Raw genomic sequence first — 17,090 nt, 5'->3', positions numbered from 1 at the left:
TCATCTCTAAATGAGGTCTTTTAGGTGTTTTTATGGCAGGAAAATATAAAAACAAAGCAACCTGCAGGTGTGAATTGAGCGGTTACCCCTTGTCGTGATTGAGACGGTAAATAATATGTAGTTAAGCTATTTTTTATTTTCCCATTCAGGTTTTGTTTGATCAGTAAAATTTATTTTACAATGCTCACGTTCCCTTTAAGATTCACATCACTGTTTGTTCTCCTGCAAATGCCTTTCAGGTAATATACATATACTCCATTTTCCACAGGCATGCCATTTTTGGTCCCATCCCAGCCACGTGATTGATCAATGGTTTCAAACAGGAGGTTACCCCAACGGTCATATATAGCCCAATAAATATTTGTCAATCCGTTTCCTTCTATATAAAGTATATCGTTCTTTCCATCATTATTAGGTGAGAATATATTTGCAATAAATACGGCGTCCTCGTCATTAGTGCAAGGGGGGAGTACGGTTATTGTGATCATGGCTTCAATAACACATCCATTAATGTCTGTAGCTGTTACAGTGTATGTAGTTGTTTTTGCGGGATTGGCTTCAGGATTATCACAATTTGTACACGATAGTCCGTTAGCCGGCGACCAGGAATAAGAGATGCCGCCGCTTACCTTAAGAACTACCCGCCCGCCTTCTGAAATGTTTTGTTCAATAGGAACAATATCAATAGTTCCAGGACCGGTAGTATTAATTGCTGCTGATGCAGTTTTCATGCAGCCATACCCGTCTGTTAGTGTTACCGAATAATTTCCGGCAGCAAGGTTTGTTAATATTATAGCGGTTCCTCCAATGATACCGGTTTGGCCCGTGCTCCAGTTAAACGCATAGGAAGGCATGCCGCCCGCAGCTGATAAGGTAATACTGCCGCTGCTGTTTGCACATGTAATGTTTTGTGAAACGAGACTCAATTCAAGCGAGGCGGGCTGGGTAAGTACTGCCGAGCTTATTGAACTGCATCCGTTCGCATCAGTCACCGTTGTTGAATAAATTCCCGCAATTAAATTGCTGAGTTGTTGAGATGTTGAGCCGGTTATTGCAATGGAGCCGTTGCTCCAGTTGTAAGTAAATGGCATAGTTCCGCTGCTTAATGTAACAGAAATTGAACCCGTGTTGCTTCCATTACAAAGCAAATCCGCAGGTGTCATTGTGATTAAAGGAGCGCTGCCGCTGTTTGTTAAACCAACTGTTGATGTTCTTGTACACGAATTGGCATCAGCAACGGTGATTGTATAAACAGCTGCGGATAAATTTAAAACAGTTTGTCCGACAACACCCGTGTTCCAGGAATAAGTAAGCAAACCTGTCCCACCCGATGCATTGACTGTTATACTGCCATTGTTTAATCCGCAGGTTGTGTTTTTTGTCATAAATGTCAGCGAATCAATAGGGGCGGGGTCGGATAAAATTGCAGTTGTGCTTGTTGAGCAACCTTTATTGTCAGTTATTGTAACGCTATAATTGCCTTGTGTCAGGCCTGTGGCGGTTTGGGTTGTTTGTCCATTGCTCCAGCTATAGGTATATGGTAATGTACCGTTGCCGGCGTTTGCAAGAATATTTCCATTCATGCCCGCATAGCATTTAATATCAGTTGAACTTGCAGTTACTGTGAAGGCGGAATTTATTATTATCACTGCGGTTGAAGTGGCAGTAGCTCCTCCGGAATCAGTAATTGTTAAAGTGTAGGTGGTAGTTGATGCAGGGCACTCCGTTATATTTTGTGAAGCAGCACCGCTGCTCCAGCTATAGGTGTATGGAGGACTGCCATTATTACCAACAGAGGTTATTGCAGCGCACTGTCCCCGACATGTTGTTGCACCTGTTGCGAGCGCCATAACGCCGCAGGGAACTATTATTATCGCTGTTGATTTTGTAACTGAATCTTTGTTACATGATGTGGTAATGACCAGTTTAACAGGGTAGGTGCCGGTACCTGAATAAGTAACAATTGGAAATTTCGAAGTGGAAGTAGCCGGAGTACCACCAATAAAGGTCCATTTGTATTCGTAATCAGTGGTATCGCAAGAGTTATTGACGGCAGGTGTAAAGGTGATTGATTCGTTTGTACATGGGTTTGCAACATTGGTGCTGAAGTTCAGGTCAAGTGTTTTGCTTTCACAAATATTTATGCATAAAGAAGTGATGAAGGCGTCGGGATCATCGGATAGAACAGTTTGGAAGGCTCCGGCTGTTACAGGATATCCGCCGTCTGTCGACCCCGTGATATAAAGTGATTTTCCATAAATAATAATTCCTCCGCCATCATCCACATCATCTTCTCCTGTACCGCCTATAAAAGTTGCGCATACTTTCTGTCCTGTCGGAGTAAATTTTACGATCAGCTGATCTTCTACGCCTCCAAATAAGGTCTGATAGCTGCAGGCGTCAGCTATCATGGTAGACTGAGCTACATCTTCTTCTTCCATTAACAGGAAAACATTATTGTTGACATCAGTAGTTATACGCCAGCCGGTTTCGTAATCAGTTCCTCCATAAAAGGTAGCCCACAGGCGTGTTCCAGCCGGGTTGAGCTTCACCACATAGGCATCAGCGGTACCTCCCTGGTAGCTCATTTGTGATCCGCTCAAAACGGGGAAATTGGTTGAGCCGGTGTATCCTGTAAATAGTATGTTGTCGGCATTATCAGTTGTTATTCCATTGCCAACATCCGCATTGTTTCCACCATAAAAGGTGGCCCAGAGGCGCGTTCCTGTCGGATTGAATTTTACGACAAAAGCATCATTAGCTGTCGCTTTGACCATCTGAAATCCTCCAAGTACAGGCAGATCGACCGAGGCTGTGCGTCCTGTTATGATCAGGTTGTCCGAATTGTCGGTTGCAATTGCGGCACTGTAATCTGAACTGCTCCCGCCATAAAAGGTGGCCCACAGTCGCGTACCCGCCGGATCGAATTTCACAACAAAGGCATCGTTGGTTCCCGATTTTATCATCTGAAATCCGGCAAAGACCGGGAAATCGTTTCCGGTTGTGTACCCGGTGATAAGAATATTGTTTGAATTGTCAATAGCGACGCCTTCAGCCCTGTCCAGTCCTGTGCCTCCGTAGTAAGTGCCCCAGAGCCTTGTTCCGGCTGAATTTAGCTTCACAATGAAGGCATCAGAAACAGTTCCGCCACTGTAGATTGACTGAAACACTGAATTAGGTGTTGTGCTGCCTGTAGGGAAATCGGGTGACGAGGTGCGTCCGGCAATAGCTATATTTCCGGCATTATCGCAGCTGATCCCGGTGCCCCGATCGTATGCGCTTCCTCCGTAATACGTTGCCCACATACGTGTCCCGGCCTGGTCTAACTTAACAACAAAGGCATCAGGATTGCCGGTCCCGATCACCATTTGGAAACCGGATAATACAGGAAAGTCAGACGAATATGTAGCGCCGGTAACAAGCACGTTGCCGGTATTATCTGTGGTGATGCCCTCACCATAATCTATATGGTTTCCTCCGTAATAGGTAGCCCAGGGGTCGATAATTAATGGAAATGAGGAATTGTAAGTTGAGAATGAAAAAGTAACGATCGCTTCACTCTCTGTAACCGGAGTTAAAACATATTTTGTTTTTACATCTATAATCTTTCCATTTATTACCTGATATACTCTGGGTATTGATTCGGTGAATTCGTTTATACTTGTTTTGATCACCAGATTCCCTTCGCGATTAAGGTGAATGCTTTCAGCGCCTTTCCAGTAAAGCTTTATCTGGTTTGGGTCTGCATGAGGTTGAACAATGATGTCGTATTTTACCCCGGTCTTTTTATCTCCATAATAAACTACGTCAATGTTGTCGTAAATATTTTTGTATGTTACTTTATTGTATTGATGTACATTGGTTATTTCCTGCGGACAATATGAATAGTAGTAGTTGACATAACCGTCAACCTCCTCTTGTTCTGTGGTGTGTATATTCGTATTAGCGCTGTAGAAATCCATATCTACACGGTGTACTTTAACACTTTCTTTTAGCAGTAACTCATTCTTCTTTTTTTCTTCATCCGTTTCGTTAAGTTTACCGGCTTTGATAAGGTCTTCGATATCTTCTTCAACTTCATGTATAACCTCATTCAGGTTACTGTAGACATAGCTGATCCCTGTTTTACGTAAATAAATATCCGCTCCTGCGCCGTTCCCTTTGTATAATACATCCGGGCAGGCCTTGCCATTCATATCCGCGATCTGTCCCTTGTTGGGAGTAAAACACATACCACTGCCACGAAGGCTGCCGGTGACCTGTGATTTCCCTTTTTCAGATGGAATATGATTTTCTTCACCGCAATCGGCAAACAGACTGTTCAGGGTATAAATTAAAAAAAAGATTGAACCCAAAAGCTTTTTCATTATTCTGTCATCGTTGTTTTATTTTACAATGGTTATATTTCCTTTCAGATCCACTTTACTGTTTGTTCTGGCACAGATGCCCTTGAGGTAATATACATAAGTGCCATTTTCCATTGGGTGTCCGTTTTTTGTTCCATCCCAGCCATGCGACTGGTCTATGGTTTCAAACAGGAGGTTACCCCAGCGGTCATAAATGCCCCAATAAATATTTGTTAGCCCGTTTCCTTCTATGTAAAGTATATCGTTTTTTCCGTCATTGTTGGGAGAGAATATGTTTGCAATAAATACAGAGGCGTCATCATCAATGCAGGGAGGCTTGACGTTTATGGTAATCATAGCCGTTATAGTACATCCATTCACATCGACTGCTGTTACAGTATATGTGGTGGTAATATTTGGTGCGGCTTCAGGGTTATTACAATCTGTACAGGACAAGCCTGCAGCGGGTGCCCAGGAGTATGCTATTCCGCCGTTTACTTTGAAGGTGACTCGTCCGCCTTCTGAAATGGTTTGCTGCACAGGAACAAGATCAATAGTTCCCGGACTGGTGGTATTAATTGCCGCTGATGTAGTTTTCACGCAGCCATTTCCATCTGTTATTGTTACAGAATAATTTCCAACCTGGAGGTTCGGTAAAACCATTGAGGTTCCGCCAGTGATCCCTGTTTGTCCCGTGCTCCAGTTGAATGCATAGGGTGGTATACCACCGGCTATTGATAGTGTAACATTCCCGTTGCTGTTAGCACAGGTTATGTTTTGAGACACAGGATTTAAAGCTAAAGGGGCGGGTTGGGTAAGTGCTACTGAACTTATTGAACTGCAGCCGTTCGCGTCGGTAATCGTTGTTGAATAACTGCCAGCGATCAGATTGCTAAGTTGTTGACTCGTTGAACCGGTTATTGCACTTGATCCGTTACTCCAACTATAGGTATACGGTATGTTTCCATTAACTAATGTAACGGAAATAGAGCCGGTATTACTTCCGTTACAAAGTATATCCGAAGAGGTCATTGTAATCAAAGGAGCACTTCCGCTATTGGTTAAACCAACTGTTGTAGTTCTTGTACACGAATTGGCATCAACAATGGTAACAGTATAAATGGCTGCAGATAAATTTAAAATAGTTTGCCCCGCAGCTCCCGTGTTCCATGAATAGGTAAGCAAACCAGTTCCACCGGAGGCATTCGCAGTTATACTGCCGTTGTTTAATTCACAAGTAGTGTTCATTGTTGTAAGTAAGGGGGAAGTTATAGGAGCCGGGTCAGATAAGATAGTGCCGGAGGTTGTGAAACATCCATTATTGTCTGTTATTGTTACGATATAATTTCCTGCAAAGAGATTGCCGGATGTTGGTGTGTTTGCGCCGTTGCTCCAGGCGTATGTATATCCGGGTGTTCCTCCGCCGGCAGATACATTTACTGAAGCATTTGCTGAGGCGGCACATAAATTGTTTGTCGATGTAATAGTGGCTGTAACCATTGTTGGTTCTGTAATTGCGGCGGTTGCTGTTAAATTGCATCCATTAGCATCCGTTACAGTTATTGCATAGTTGTTTGCCGGTACATTGTTTAATATAATTGTAGTTGAGGAAGTGCTTCCTGTTGATCCCGTACTCCAGCTATAAGTATAAGGTCCGCTGTTTCCCGTAATTGAAGCTGTTACTGAGCCTGTTTGCCCGTTACATTTTGGTGCATTATTTACAATTGCAGTAGTGGTAAATCCGGGTGTGAATCCTGACATTGAAAAAAAGACAGTATCTTGAATTAAGCAATTGCTTTTGATTTCTACCCAATAATTGCCCGGGCACAAATTATTGATACTACTTACATTTGTGGTTACATTATTTTGTATTGTACCATCGCTCCACTTATAGGTAAAATCAGGTATGCCACAATTAACAGTTACACTTGCGGTCCCGTTACAAACCTGGCATGAAATGGGGTCTGTTTGTGATTGCTGATATTGAGGGGCACATTTTGAGAATTTAGCTAAATAAATATCTTCGCTATTGAAAATAGTTGATCCAAAATTGCCATCGAAGTAATAAGTACCGCCGGGATTAAGCAAAGGGTAGCTTGCGGAACTTACATTGAAGGGATTAAAGGAGCCCGTAATGTAAAGATTGTCGTTGTTGTCCAAAGCAACCCCTCTCCACAGATCATGATTGGCTCCGCCCCAGAATGTAGACCACAATAAATTTCCCGTGTTGCTGAACATAAGTAGAACAACGTCAAAATTTCCATTAAATGATTTGTCAAAGTACGAGCCGGATATATTATTCTGTAAAACAAGGTTTGAAGATCCCGATATCATGCTCATGTAAACATTCCCGCAATTATCAATTTCAAGGTTGTCATATATTCCGAAAAGACTCCAGGATTCATCCGCGTTTCCTCCAAAATAACTGGCCCATACGAGATTGCCATTGTTGTCAAATTTTAAAATAAAGGCGTCGTACCCTCCGGCATTATTGCCCTGGTAAAATGTTCCCGCGTTCTTCACCGGAAAATCCGCTGATTTGGTTTCGCCGCAAACAAATACATTCCCTGAATTATCCGCTTTGATGGTAAGGCCCCATTCATCGTCGCTGCCGCCGTAATTTGTAGCCCACATCAGGTTTCCACCTGAATTGAATTTCAAAATAAATGCATCCATGCCTCCGCCGGGGGCTTGTGAATAGATAGACGGATTTGAAGTGTTGTTTATTACCGGAAAACCCGGTGAGCGACCTGTTACATAAATATTTCCGCTATTGTCACAGGTTATCGAAGCTCCTGTATTATATGAAGTTCCACCATAGCAGGTTGCCCATGATCGCACACCGCTACTGGTAAATTTTAGTATAAATAAATATCCGGTATTAACGGGGGCTCCCTGGAAATAGCTTCCGTTCAGCGGGTTGAAGGTTGGGAAATTATTGGAAGTAGTATAACCGGTGATGTAAATGTCACCCGAATTATTCACTGCGATTCCCGATGTCCAGTCAAAACCGCTTCCCCCGTAAAAGGTAGCCCATAATCTTGTTCCGGAGTTATTGAACTTCAGAATAAAACCATCCGCGGATGCCGGTGAATTGGAGTTGACAGGCTGATTATAAGCTCCCGCGGAGGATTGAACCGGGAAATCAGGGGAATAGGTATAGCCGGTAATAAAAATATTATTGAAATTATCGGTTGTAATAAATGCCGTTTCGTCCTGTTCAGAACCACCATAATAGGTGGCCCATGCAAGAGCGCCGGTGTTTGTAAATTTTAAAATAAACAGATCATGAACTCCTCCTGAATGAGATCCCTGGAAGAAAGAACTTCCTGAATTGTATAAGGGGAAGGTACCCGGTAAATTAGATTCTATCATTCCCGCAATAAATACATTTCCATTCTGATCGGTGTCGATCGACATTCCGAAATCGGTATCGTCCCCGCCATATAATGTAGACCACGCCAGTTGTGGATCAATGATAAGTTCTTCTTTGGGATCTATTTGATTTTTGTTGAGACCAATGCTTATTTGAGTTGCATAACCATTATCACCTTTTTTTCTTATCTCAGACCGACCGGTAATCTTAAAAGCTGATCCGATATTTCGGTTACGTTGATAACTTACCGGGGCATTCTCAATTATTTCACCATAAGCGGTCTGTACCTCGATCTGTCCGTTGCTGTTTATTTGTAACAGATGTTTTGTTATATAAACCAGCGCTATCTGATCGCAGTCTGCACCGGGATGCACAACAAAATCATACTTAAATCCGGTTTCAGTTGAGTTGTATAATACCCAATCAATTCCGGGATAAATGTCTTTTATGGTGATCTTGTCATACTCCTTTACACCATAAACTCCATGAGGGCAATTCGGATAGAAAAAATTGAGATCCGCTTCACTTTGTCCTTCCCTGATCATATTTTCGGACCTGATCTTTGCTCCCTTTAATTCTACATCAAAACGTTCCCATTCTGTTTTTGAATTGGTTTGTTCACGGGAAGGATTTATTCGATCGGAACTGTTTTCTTTTGGGCTGTTTTCTTCTGTTGTTTTTTTAATTGTTTGATAAGTTAACCCTGATTCGGTGACATAAACATTAACTCCGGGGGTCTTCGCGCTGAACAGGACAAAAGGAACAGGTTTCCCATTCATATCAGACAGCTGTCCCTTGTTTTCCCGGAACCTGATCCCATTATTTTTTATCCGTTGTTTTGCTTCTTTGAGCAAGCCGGAGTCGGTTGATCTGGCAGCGAAAATGTGGCAAACTGAAATAAGCAGTATGAAAACAAGGCAGTTTTTTTTCAGGTGTTTTATCAGCTTTTGTTTTTGCATTTATTTATGCTGAAAATGTGTAAAAGTCAGCTCTTGTTAAGTCCTTTATCAACCGGCAAAACCCATCCTGTTTTTACAGAGTGGGTTTCGCAGAATTGATCCTCTATGAAAAATAATCTTATTGCAGTTCAATTTTCTCCGTGTGAATTGTACCTCCTGTATAAACCCTTAATAAATATGTTCCCTTTGAGTATTTACTGAGATCGATTTCGTTATAAGCTTGTTGTGGCAGGTTTGTTTCTGAAATAATTTGATCTCCCGATAGGCTGTAAACTTCTATCGCATTCGCGTTACCGTTAACGATAAATTTTCCGCTTGAAGGATTTGGGTAGATGCTGAATTCCTGTTTAGCTGCCAGATCGGATATTGAGGTGAGTCCGGAAATATTATATCCGTACCAGGTGCCGGTTTTATAATTTCCATCTTTTGCAACGAACAGGTAGCCGTTTGCAATTGATAAAGAGCGGCCATAAGAGCCTGAATCAACTACGAATTTCTTTTTAAGTTTTCCGGAAAGGTCATAAGCATACACTACCTGCGAAAGGGCATCCCAGGTATAAATGTTGCCTGAATCAGCCGCTACAGTGGTCTCATTCCCGTTATTGATAAAGCCATATGATAATCCTGTAATTGTTTCCAGTAGGTTTCCGTTATTAAAATCGCGTACTACCAATGTGCCCCGATAAAAATCATAGAATTTTTTTCCGTCAGCAGAGATCGCGAATGTAGCCTGGCTGCTCAACATTATACCCGGGAAAGCTACATTGTAGAAACCTTTCTCTAAGTCGGTTATCTGAACAATATCACCCAAGTAGGTTGACGCGTAGAAGTAACCGTCTGCTTTGTTGTAAGAAAGTCCTCTCCCGTCTATTTCAATCGGAAATGATTTAATGAATGTACCGCTCAGGTCGTATTTATTTATGCGGCCATTCGCGGCCTTTCCTCCGTTTATAGTATAGTAATATTTTCCGTCAGAAGTTATGTGCATATTATGGTTGAGAGGTTCATCATTAAAAATGATGGCCGGGCGTAATCCGCTTGATTGAATAGTTGCTCCCTGTGTGTCGTTCTTGGCGGCCGCAAAGGATCCCGATGTATCATTTGATGTGTCAACGGTTACCGCATTTGAATTTTGTGCGTGTGAAATCAATGTTGATGTTGTGATCAATACCAGTGCTAGTTTAAGTACTACCTGTTTCATTTTTTTTTGATGTTTTTTTTAAGTTTAAGTTATTTAATCTGTTCCGCCGGTTTTATTTAAGTGGCGCATATAATTTTTACACCGCGAAATTCGATCGAAAGTCGTTCGAGGGCAAAACATTATTGCTGTATAATATCATTACCAATACGGTAAATAATTACAAATTCGTTGTTTTTCGCATCATAAATTCATATATTTATTGTCAATAATATTATTAATGTGTTGTTTATCAGTTGATTAAATAACCACATTTGATTTTTGGATACCTATTTTGATATTGGAACATATATATCATGCCTAAGGAAACCAGTAAGGATATTTTTCACCTGATAAAATGTTTAACAAAATCCGAGAAGAGGTATTTTAAGGTAAATTATTCTCAGGGGAAGGAGGGAGGCGAAAGTTTTTACGTAAAACTTTTTGATGCAATTGATCGTCAAAAAGAATACGATGAGAAAAAGATACTGGCCACTGAAGATTACATCACGCATTTACCGACCTTAAAAGGCAGGCTTTATGAAGTTGTTTTAAAAAGTCTCGCTGAATTTCATGCCGGTAGTTCCACAGATGTGATCATATATAGGGACCTTCATAAAGTTGAGATATTATTCAATAAGGCTCTTCACGAACAAGCGCTAAAACTTTTAGGCCGGGTAAAATTTCTTGCAGAATCAAAAGAAGATTTTGTTTCTCTCTTTCGTATTCTTGATTGGGAAAGACGCATATATATTGCATCATCCTACAGCAGCTCACTGGAGAAGAGGAACAGTGAATTATACATTAAAGAACAGGAATACATAAAGAATTTTTCCAATTTGCATGAATATAAGCAGCTGTGGGACAGAATTTCGACGGCATTAAAAGTACAGGGGCTCCATTCAAGGAGTCTGGAAGAACAAGACAACATAACGGAAATAATGAAATCTCCTTTATTGACTGACGAACAAAATGCATTGAGCAATAAAGCAAAGGGACTTCATTTTAATATAATCGCATCCTATGAATTTTCCAGGATGAATTACAGAGATGCTTTGTTGAATTTTGGAAAAAGAATACAGGTGATTGAGCAAAGCCCCGGTAGTATACTCGATCATCCCCTGGTTTATATATCGGCATTATATAATATAATGGTATGTTACCAGGGATTGTACGATACAACCGGATTTTACACTACTATTAATAAGCTTCGTGGCCTTCCTTCAAAATATCCCTCATTCAAAAATTCGACAAATATACAAATGAGGATTTTCTGGCAGTCGTACATGCGGGAATTGGAAATGAATATCACTACGGCCAATTACGAAAAGGCCAGTTCAATGATCAATACTATTGATACCGGATTAAAGCAATATGAAGATCTGATCCCCGGCGATATAGTAAGTGTTTTCTATTATTACTTTGCCTTACTACAGTTCATTATTGATAATAAAAGGAAGAGTTTGTATTGGTTGAACAGGATCTTTTCAATGGGAAATAAAGGACAGGTTATCGTCAAAGCTCTTTCGCATATTCTTTTACTTATTATTCAATATGAAAGGGGTGATGCCGACAGTCTTGAGTACACGATCAAATCAACTTACCGGTATTTATATAAATCCCGCAGGATCTATAAACTTGAAACAATTTTACTCCATTACCTGAGGAAAGAAACCCCAAACCTGAATAATCCGAAAGAGATTATAGATAGTTTCATCAGGCTTAAAGCCGAGATCGAGGAGATTGTAAAGGACCCATTCGAGTCGAATGCATTGGCGAATTTTGATTTTATATCCTGGCTGGAGAGTAAAATAGAGAACAGAAAGTTTGCTGATGTGGCCAGAGATAAGGTTCTGCAAAAAATGAGTTCAGGCAAAGCCGTTCATTAGATCATATATGCCTGATGTTTTATATATTCACATTCATAAAAGTTATGCAGGTTTTCGGTGTGTATATTAATGCAATTGTGCTATTTTTATCTCCTCAAACAAAGATCATATGCAAGCAAAAGTTAGTATAATCATGGGCAGCACTTCCGATATGCCTGTAATGCAGGAGGCTGCTAAAATATTGGACCAGTTTCAAATACCATTTGAGATCAACGCGCTGTCGGCTCACCGTGTGCCTGAACAGGTAATGGATTTTGCGAAGAATGCATACATGCGGGGCATACGTGTGGTTATAGCAGGTGCAGGAGGCGCGGCACATTTACCAGGAGTGGTTGCTGCACTAACACCCATACCTGTTATCGGGGTTCCGTGCCGTTCAACAATTTCATTGGATGGCTGGGATTCGTTGTTGTCGATCGTACAGATGCCTCCCGGAATACCTGTAGCCACAGTTGGTGTGGATGGCGGACAGAACGCAGGAATACTTGCTGTGCAAATACTTGCAACCGGTGATGATAAGCTGCTTTCTGAAGTAAGCAAGTTCAAAGAAAATTTAAAGACAAAAATATTAAAGGCCAACGAAGAGCTTAAGCAACATAAGTTTAAGTTCAGGGTGGGGTAGAATAATAGGTGATCGGTGATCAGTGATCGGTAACCGGTAATCAGTTTTGTGTTTTTTGTTAAGGTTTATGCAGAATGCTTTTGTTTGAATTTTATGAGAATTCATTTTTCTATTTTTTTTACTCTCTTTACACCACTTTTCCTTCAAGCCGCGCAGTTTGCATACCCTGTAGGAGCCCGTTCAGGCGCTTTGGGAAATACTTCCGTAATATATTCCGATGTCTGGTCGGCTTTCAATAACCAGGCCGGGCTGGCATTTGTTAAGGATATCTCCGCCGGGGTAAATTACGAGAACAGGTTTTTGATATCGGAGTTGAGTTTAAGATCCGTTGCCGCGGTTTTACCTTTTAAAGGAACCACCACATTCGGCATTTCAGCCAGCAGCCTTGGTTATCATTTGTATTCAGAGAATAAATACGGATTGGCAATTGCAAAATCCTTTGGAGAAAAAATTTCGGCGGGGGTGCAGATCGATTATCTCAAGGCACAGATAGCTGAAGGCTATAGCAGTAAAGGTATAATGACCATTGAAATGGGTATGTTGTTTAAGCCGATAAAGGATCTCATTATCGGGGCTCATGTTTTTAATCCCGTACGCAGCAGGTTGAACGATTATAATGATGAGCGTGTTGCGACCATCATGAAGATCGGGGCATCATATCTTTTTTCAGAAAAGGTATTACTGGCTGTTGAAGTAAATAAAAGGACAGATGAGCAGCCGCAATTCAGGACAGGCCTCGAGTATTTTATTTTGAAAAATTTATACCTGAGAGCAGGTATCGGCACGAATCCATCATCAATTAGTTTTGGAGCTGGTCTTAGCCTTAAGCAAGTTAAGATCGACCTGTCTTCATCGTATCACCAGGTGTTGGGCTATACTCCGCAAATAGCAATTGTTTATGTCCCGAAGCATGAGTAGGGCAGGCGTTATAGCACTTTTTCTTTTTTCATACACGTTGTTCGCGCAAACTAACGGTTCGGATGCTTTGTTGCAGCAGAAGATGGAAAGTATTGCGGAGAATCTCAGTACTGAAGATGTAGACCTCACTTTGTTGGAAGAAAGATTGGTGTTTTATAAAGAGAATCCACTGGATATAAATGCCGCAACCCTTGAGCAATTACAGCAACTGCTGATTCTGAATGATATTCAGATTAATAATTTGTTGAACTATGTCGCTAAAAATGGCACTTTGTTGGATCTGCATGAGCTGCAGGCTATCGATGGCTTTGACCTGCAAACGATCCGGAGCCTGCTTCCTTACATCAAAATTTCCGATGGCTTGACTGGACTGAACGAAGTGTTGAAAAAGGAGAACAGTTGGCTGCTTGTTCGCTATCAGCGTGTGCTCGAAAGTCAAAAAGGGTACGCAGCTCCGGTTAATGGCAATAGTAACTATTACCTGGGTGATCCCGGCAAATTATTTGCCCGCTATCGATTTGAAAACTCAAAGATCATAGCAGGCTTAACCGCTGAAAAAGATCCGGGTGAGCAATTCTTCACGGGCAAACAAAAGCAGGGCTTTGATTTTTATTCCGCGCACGTCCTGGTTAAGGATATTGGGAAATTGAAAATGCTGGCTTTGGGCGACTACCAGCTGCAGCTTGGTCAGGGGTTGATTGGCTGGGGCGGATTTGCGTTCAACCGGACTGCCGACGCGATAGCTGTAAAGAGAAGCCCTGTCGCCATAAGACCACATACATCGACGGATGAAAATTTATTCTTCAGGGGAATTGCGGGTACCGTACAACTAAAGAAAATATATGTTACCGGTTTTGTTTCCCGGAAAAGCGTGGATGCAAATGTTGTGGACACATTGACCAATGGGGAAGTTAATTCAGTAAGTTCTTTACAAACTACAGGCGAGCATGCCACACCTTCTGAATTGTCGGATAAGCATAGTGTACTGCAAACCATTGCCGGAGGAGATATTTCATTTAAAACAAGTAAGTTTGATGTCGGCGCAGCAGTCATGTTTACCAATTTGAGCGCTGAATTAAAACCCACTGTTAAACCTTACAGTCTGTATGAATTTTCAGGGAGGCAACTGTTAAATATAGGACTTCATTATAATATGCTTCTCAATAATTTCAATTTCTTTGGGGAAGCTGCAGTCAGTGGCAATGGAAGTATTGCTTATCTGAATGGTTTACTGCTGGCATTGGATAAACGGCTATCTCTGTCACTTAGTAACCGGAATTATCAGCCAGGCTATCAATCATTAATGGGAAGTGCTTTCTCGCAAGGCACATCCCCGGCAAATGAACGGGGCACGTATATTGGATTGCAGATCAAACCGGTTGCGTCAATTACCGTTAATTCATATGCGGATCTGTTCTCGTTTCCCTGGCTCAGGTACCAGATATCTGGTCCTTCACAGGGGTTGGAATATTTCACCCAACTGAATTATACGCCGGATAAAAAACTGGAGATCTATGGACGTTTCAGGATAAAGCGAAAGTTGAACGATCTGAATATTCCCGACGCGATAGATGTACCTGTGCCTGTGAAGCAAAATAATTACCGCGTGAATTATTCATATACACTGAATAATAATCTGCGTTTGTCAGGTAGGGTGGAGTGGCTAACCTGGCAGCAGGAAGGTATTCTCATGGAGAGAGGTTTTTTAATGTACCAGGAAATGCGTTTGGGTACTTCAAAATTTCCGATCACACTTACCCTGCGTTATGCCTTATTTGAGACCGATTCATATAATAGCCGGATATATGCGTATGAGTCTGATATACCCTTCACCTATTCAATACCTGCATATTATTACAAAGGCTCACGTGTTTATTGTATGTTGAATTATGACGTTAACAAGCGGTTGAGTGTCTGGCTTCGTTACGCTCAGACATTTTATGATAACCAGAAGGTAATTAGTGCCGGCTCATTGAATGAGATCAGTGGTAATACCAGGAGCGACGTTAAAGTAGAGTTACGGTATGTTTTTTAGCCCGGACCGGGCTGTTTTCATTCTGCCTCTCAGTTATCTGGTAATGTTTATTGCAATTGAAAATTATTGACAACAAAAACACATGCTCATGAGCAATACCAGATAAGTGTCAGGATCATCCTGTACAGGATGAAACAAAGCGTGAAAATAAGCAAGAGAAAAGAGAATCTGTTGTATTTCTGTATCAACTCTTTAACAATTCGTCCGGATCTTTGAATAAAATCATCCACAGGGTTAGAATTATCGGTCATTATGAAAATAATTTTCTGATTAATGAAATAAAGATAAATCCTTTCATAATCTTATAGAACTGCGTTTCTGTAATTTCGACGGAGTGACATAAATTATAGCTGGTTTATAATTTTCAGTCTACCAGCAGCCAACTAGGCTATTGATTGATTGATTCCTTCTATCTTTGCCACTGTTTATGTTTTCCCAAAAGTACAAAGATCATTTCAGTAAAACCTTAACTCTTGCACTGCCTGTGTGTGTCAGTCAGCTGGGGCACATGTTTGTCGGTGTTGCTGATGCCGATTTTGTCGGAAAAATTGGCCCGAATGAACAGGCGGCTGTTTCTCTTTCCGGTAGCCTCTATGTATTGGTGCTTGTCTTTGGTTTGGGCATTTCAATGGGTGTAACTCCACTGGTTGCCGAGGCAGATGTGGAGAAGGACATTCTTAAGAACAGCATCCTCTTAAAGAACGGGTTACTCGTGAATGTTTTTGTAAGTATTGCTTTGTTTCTTTTGTTATTCTTTCTTTCTCCTGTATTGTATCACTTTGATCAGCCTAACGAAGTCGTAGAACTTGCTGTGCCTTTCCTGAACGTAATGATATTTTCCATGGTTCCTCTCGCTTTGTTTTCGACTTTCAAGCAGTTTGCGGAAGGTCTTTCATTTACCCGTGCGGCAATGGTGATCAGTTTGTCTGCGAATCTCCTGAATATTCTGTTAAATTATTTATTGGTGTTCGGTCATTGGGGCTTTCCCGAAATGGGAATGATGGGTTCCTGCTGGGCAAGTTTTATCGCGAGGTGTTTAATGGCCGCGGGTATGTTTTTGTTTGTGTTTTTAAACAGCGACTTCAAACCATACTGGAAAAAATTCAATCAGGTAAGATCATCCTGGGATATTTCAAAAAAGATACTTGCTATTGGCGTGCCATCAGGACTGCAATGGGTATTTGAGATCGGGGCCTTCAGTTTTGCGGTGCTTATGATCGGCTGGATAGGTGCGAAACAGCAGGCGGCGCATCTTATCGCGCTTAGTCTCGCGGCAATTACCTATATGATAGCGAGCGGTCTTAGTGCGGCTGTGGCGGTGCGTGTTGGAAATTACCTGGGGTTAAAGGACAGGGATGGCATGCGTGTGGCAGGATTTTCGGCTTTCATAATGGTGTTGTGCTTCATGTTCCTCAGCGCAATAACTTTTATTGTATTGAGGAATGTGCTTCCCGGGTTTTTCAGCAAAGAAAGTGAAGTGATAAGTATTGCATCATCCCTGCTTGTAATTGCCGCTTTGTTTCAGTTGTGGGATGGCATGCAGGTAGTGGCGCTTGGCGCTTTGCGTGGATTGAAAGACACTGTATGGCCTACTGTAATAACGCTGATCGCTTATTGGGCAATAGGTTTGCCTTTAAGTTATTTATTGGCCTTTAAATTCGACATGGGAGTGTATGGTATCTGGTGGGGACTATCATCGGGTTTGTTCGCGGCCGCTTTGTTATTATTTTTGCGATTTAATTTTGTGAGCAGAAGGGTTGTGTGACTT

The 17,090-nt window shown here is 41.5% G+C and carries 9 protein-coding genes; 5 read left to right on the top strand and 4 right to left on the bottom strand.

All coding sequences use genetic code 11. From position 1 onward, the window contains the following. Window positions 1-170: 170 nt before the first annotated feature. The 3 genes from HYU69_00850 to HYU69_00840 all read right to left on the bottom strand — a co-directional run bounded on the left by HYU69_00850 (window position 171) and on the right by HYU69_00840 (window position 9,882). Window positions 171-4,367: an SBBP repeat-containing protein gene (locus HYU69_00850; GenBank protein MBI2268885.1), complete on the bottom strand. Its 4,197-nt coding sequence runs from the start codon at window positions 4,365-4,367 to the stop codon at window positions 171-173. Between the two features lie 18 nt (window positions 4,368-4,385). Beyond that, complete coding sequence (locus HYU69_00845) at window positions 4,386-8,681, bottom strand: SBBP repeat-containing protein (GenBank protein ID MBI2268884.1); 4,296 nt, start codon at window positions 8,679-8,681, stop codon at window positions 4,386-4,388. A 118-nt stretch (window positions 8,682-8,799) separates the two neighbouring features. Further along, a complete protein-coding gene (locus tag HYU69_00840) occupies window positions 8,800-9,882 on the bottom strand; it encodes a T9SS type A sorting domain-containing protein (GenBank protein ID MBI2268883.1) in 1,083 nt (360 codons plus the stop codon). A gap of 293 nt (window positions 9,883-10,175) precedes the next feature. Here HYU69_00840 and HYU69_00835 point away from each other — a divergent pair, with 293 nt between their 5' ends. From HYU69_00835 to HYU69_00820, 4 genes are all read left to right on the top strand, one after another. Continuing rightward, complete coding sequence (locus HYU69_00835) at window positions 10,176-11,747, top strand: hypothetical protein (protein MBI2268882.1); 1,572 nt, start codon at window positions 10,176-10,178, stop codon at window positions 11,745-11,747. 109 nt (window positions 11,748-11,856) lie between these two features. Beyond that, the gene (gene purE, locus HYU69_00830; GenBank protein ID MBI2268881.1) at window positions 11,857-12,369 is read left to right on the top strand and encodes a 5-(carboxyamino)imidazole ribonucleotide mutase; all 513 of its coding nucleotides are present in this window, start codon (window positions 11,857-11,859) and stop codon (window positions 12,367-12,369) included. Between the two features lie 93 nt (window positions 12,370-12,462). After that, a complete protein-coding gene (locus HYU69_00825) occupies window positions 12,463-13,287 on the top strand; it encodes a hypothetical protein (protein ID MBI2268880.1) in 825 nt (274 codons plus the stop codon). After that, a complete protein-coding gene (locus tag HYU69_00820; GenBank protein MBI2268879.1) occupies window positions 13,280-15,322 on the top strand; it encodes a helix-hairpin-helix domain-containing protein in 2,043 nt (680 codons plus the stop codon). Before HYU69_00825 ends, HYU69_00820 begins: the two co-directional genes overlap by 8 nt. Window positions 15,323-15,408: 86 nt before the next feature. Here HYU69_00820 and HYU69_00815 read toward each other — a convergent pair whose 3' ends face one another. Continuing rightward, the gene (locus HYU69_00815) at window positions 15,409-15,573 is read right to left on the bottom strand and encodes a hypothetical protein (GenBank protein MBI2268878.1); all 165 of its coding nucleotides are present in this window, start codon (window positions 15,571-15,573) and stop codon (window positions 15,409-15,411) included. A 176-nt stretch (window positions 15,574-15,749) separates the two neighbouring features. Between HYU69_00815 and HYU69_00810 the strand changes: the two genes are divergently transcribed. After that, window positions 15,750-17,087 (top strand): MATE family efflux transporter, encoded by a 1,338-nt coding sequence (locus HYU69_00810; GenBank protein ID MBI2268877.1) that lies wholly within the window; start codon window positions 15,750-15,752, stop codon window positions 17,085-17,087. The last annotated feature ends 3 nt before the right edge of the window (window positions 17,088-17,090 follow it).

It is taken from the genome of Bacteroidota bacterium (assembly GCA_016183775.1).
Taxonomy (GTDB): domain Bacteria; phylum Bacteroidota; class Bacteroidia; order JABDFU01; family JABDFU01; genus JABDFU01.
This window is presented reverse-complemented; position numbering and strand designations above follow the sequence as displayed.

Excerpts from the sequence above, each read along its gene's own strand:
- HYU69_00850 (MBI2268885.1), bottom strand. The coding sequence starts at position 4,367 with ATGAAAAAGCTTTTGGGTTCAATCTTTTTTTTAATTTATACCCTGAAC.
- HYU69_00845 (MBI2268884.1), bottom strand. The coding sequence starts at position 8,681 with ATGCAAAAACAAAAGCTGATAAAACACCTGAAAAAAAACTGCCTTGTT.
- HYU69_00840 (MBI2268883.1), bottom strand. The coding sequence starts at position 9,882 with ATGAAACAGGTAGTACTTAAACTAGCACTGGTATTGATCACAACATCA.
- HYU69_00835 (MBI2268882.1), top strand. The coding sequence starts at position 10,176 with ATGCCTAAGGAAACCAGTAAGGATATTTTTCACCTGATAAAATGTTTA.
- purE (MBI2268881.1), top strand. The coding sequence starts at position 11,857 with ATGCAAGCAAAAGTTAGTATAATCATGGGCAGCACTTCCGATATGCCT.
- HYU69_00825 (MBI2268880.1), top strand. The coding sequence starts at position 12,463 with ATGAGAATTCATTTTTCTATTTTTTTTACTCTCTTTACACCACTTTTC.
- HYU69_00820 (MBI2268879.1), top strand. The coding sequence starts at position 13,280 with ATGAGTAGGGCAGGCGTTATAGCACTTTTTCTTTTTTCATACACGTTG.
- HYU69_00815 (MBI2268878.1), bottom strand. The coding sequence starts at position 15,573 with ATGACCGATAATTCTAACCCTGTGGATGATTTTATTCAAAGATCCGGA.
- HYU69_00810 (MBI2268877.1), top strand. The coding sequence starts at position 15,750 with ATGTTTTCCCAAAAGTACAAAGATCATTTCAGTAAAACCTTAACTCTT.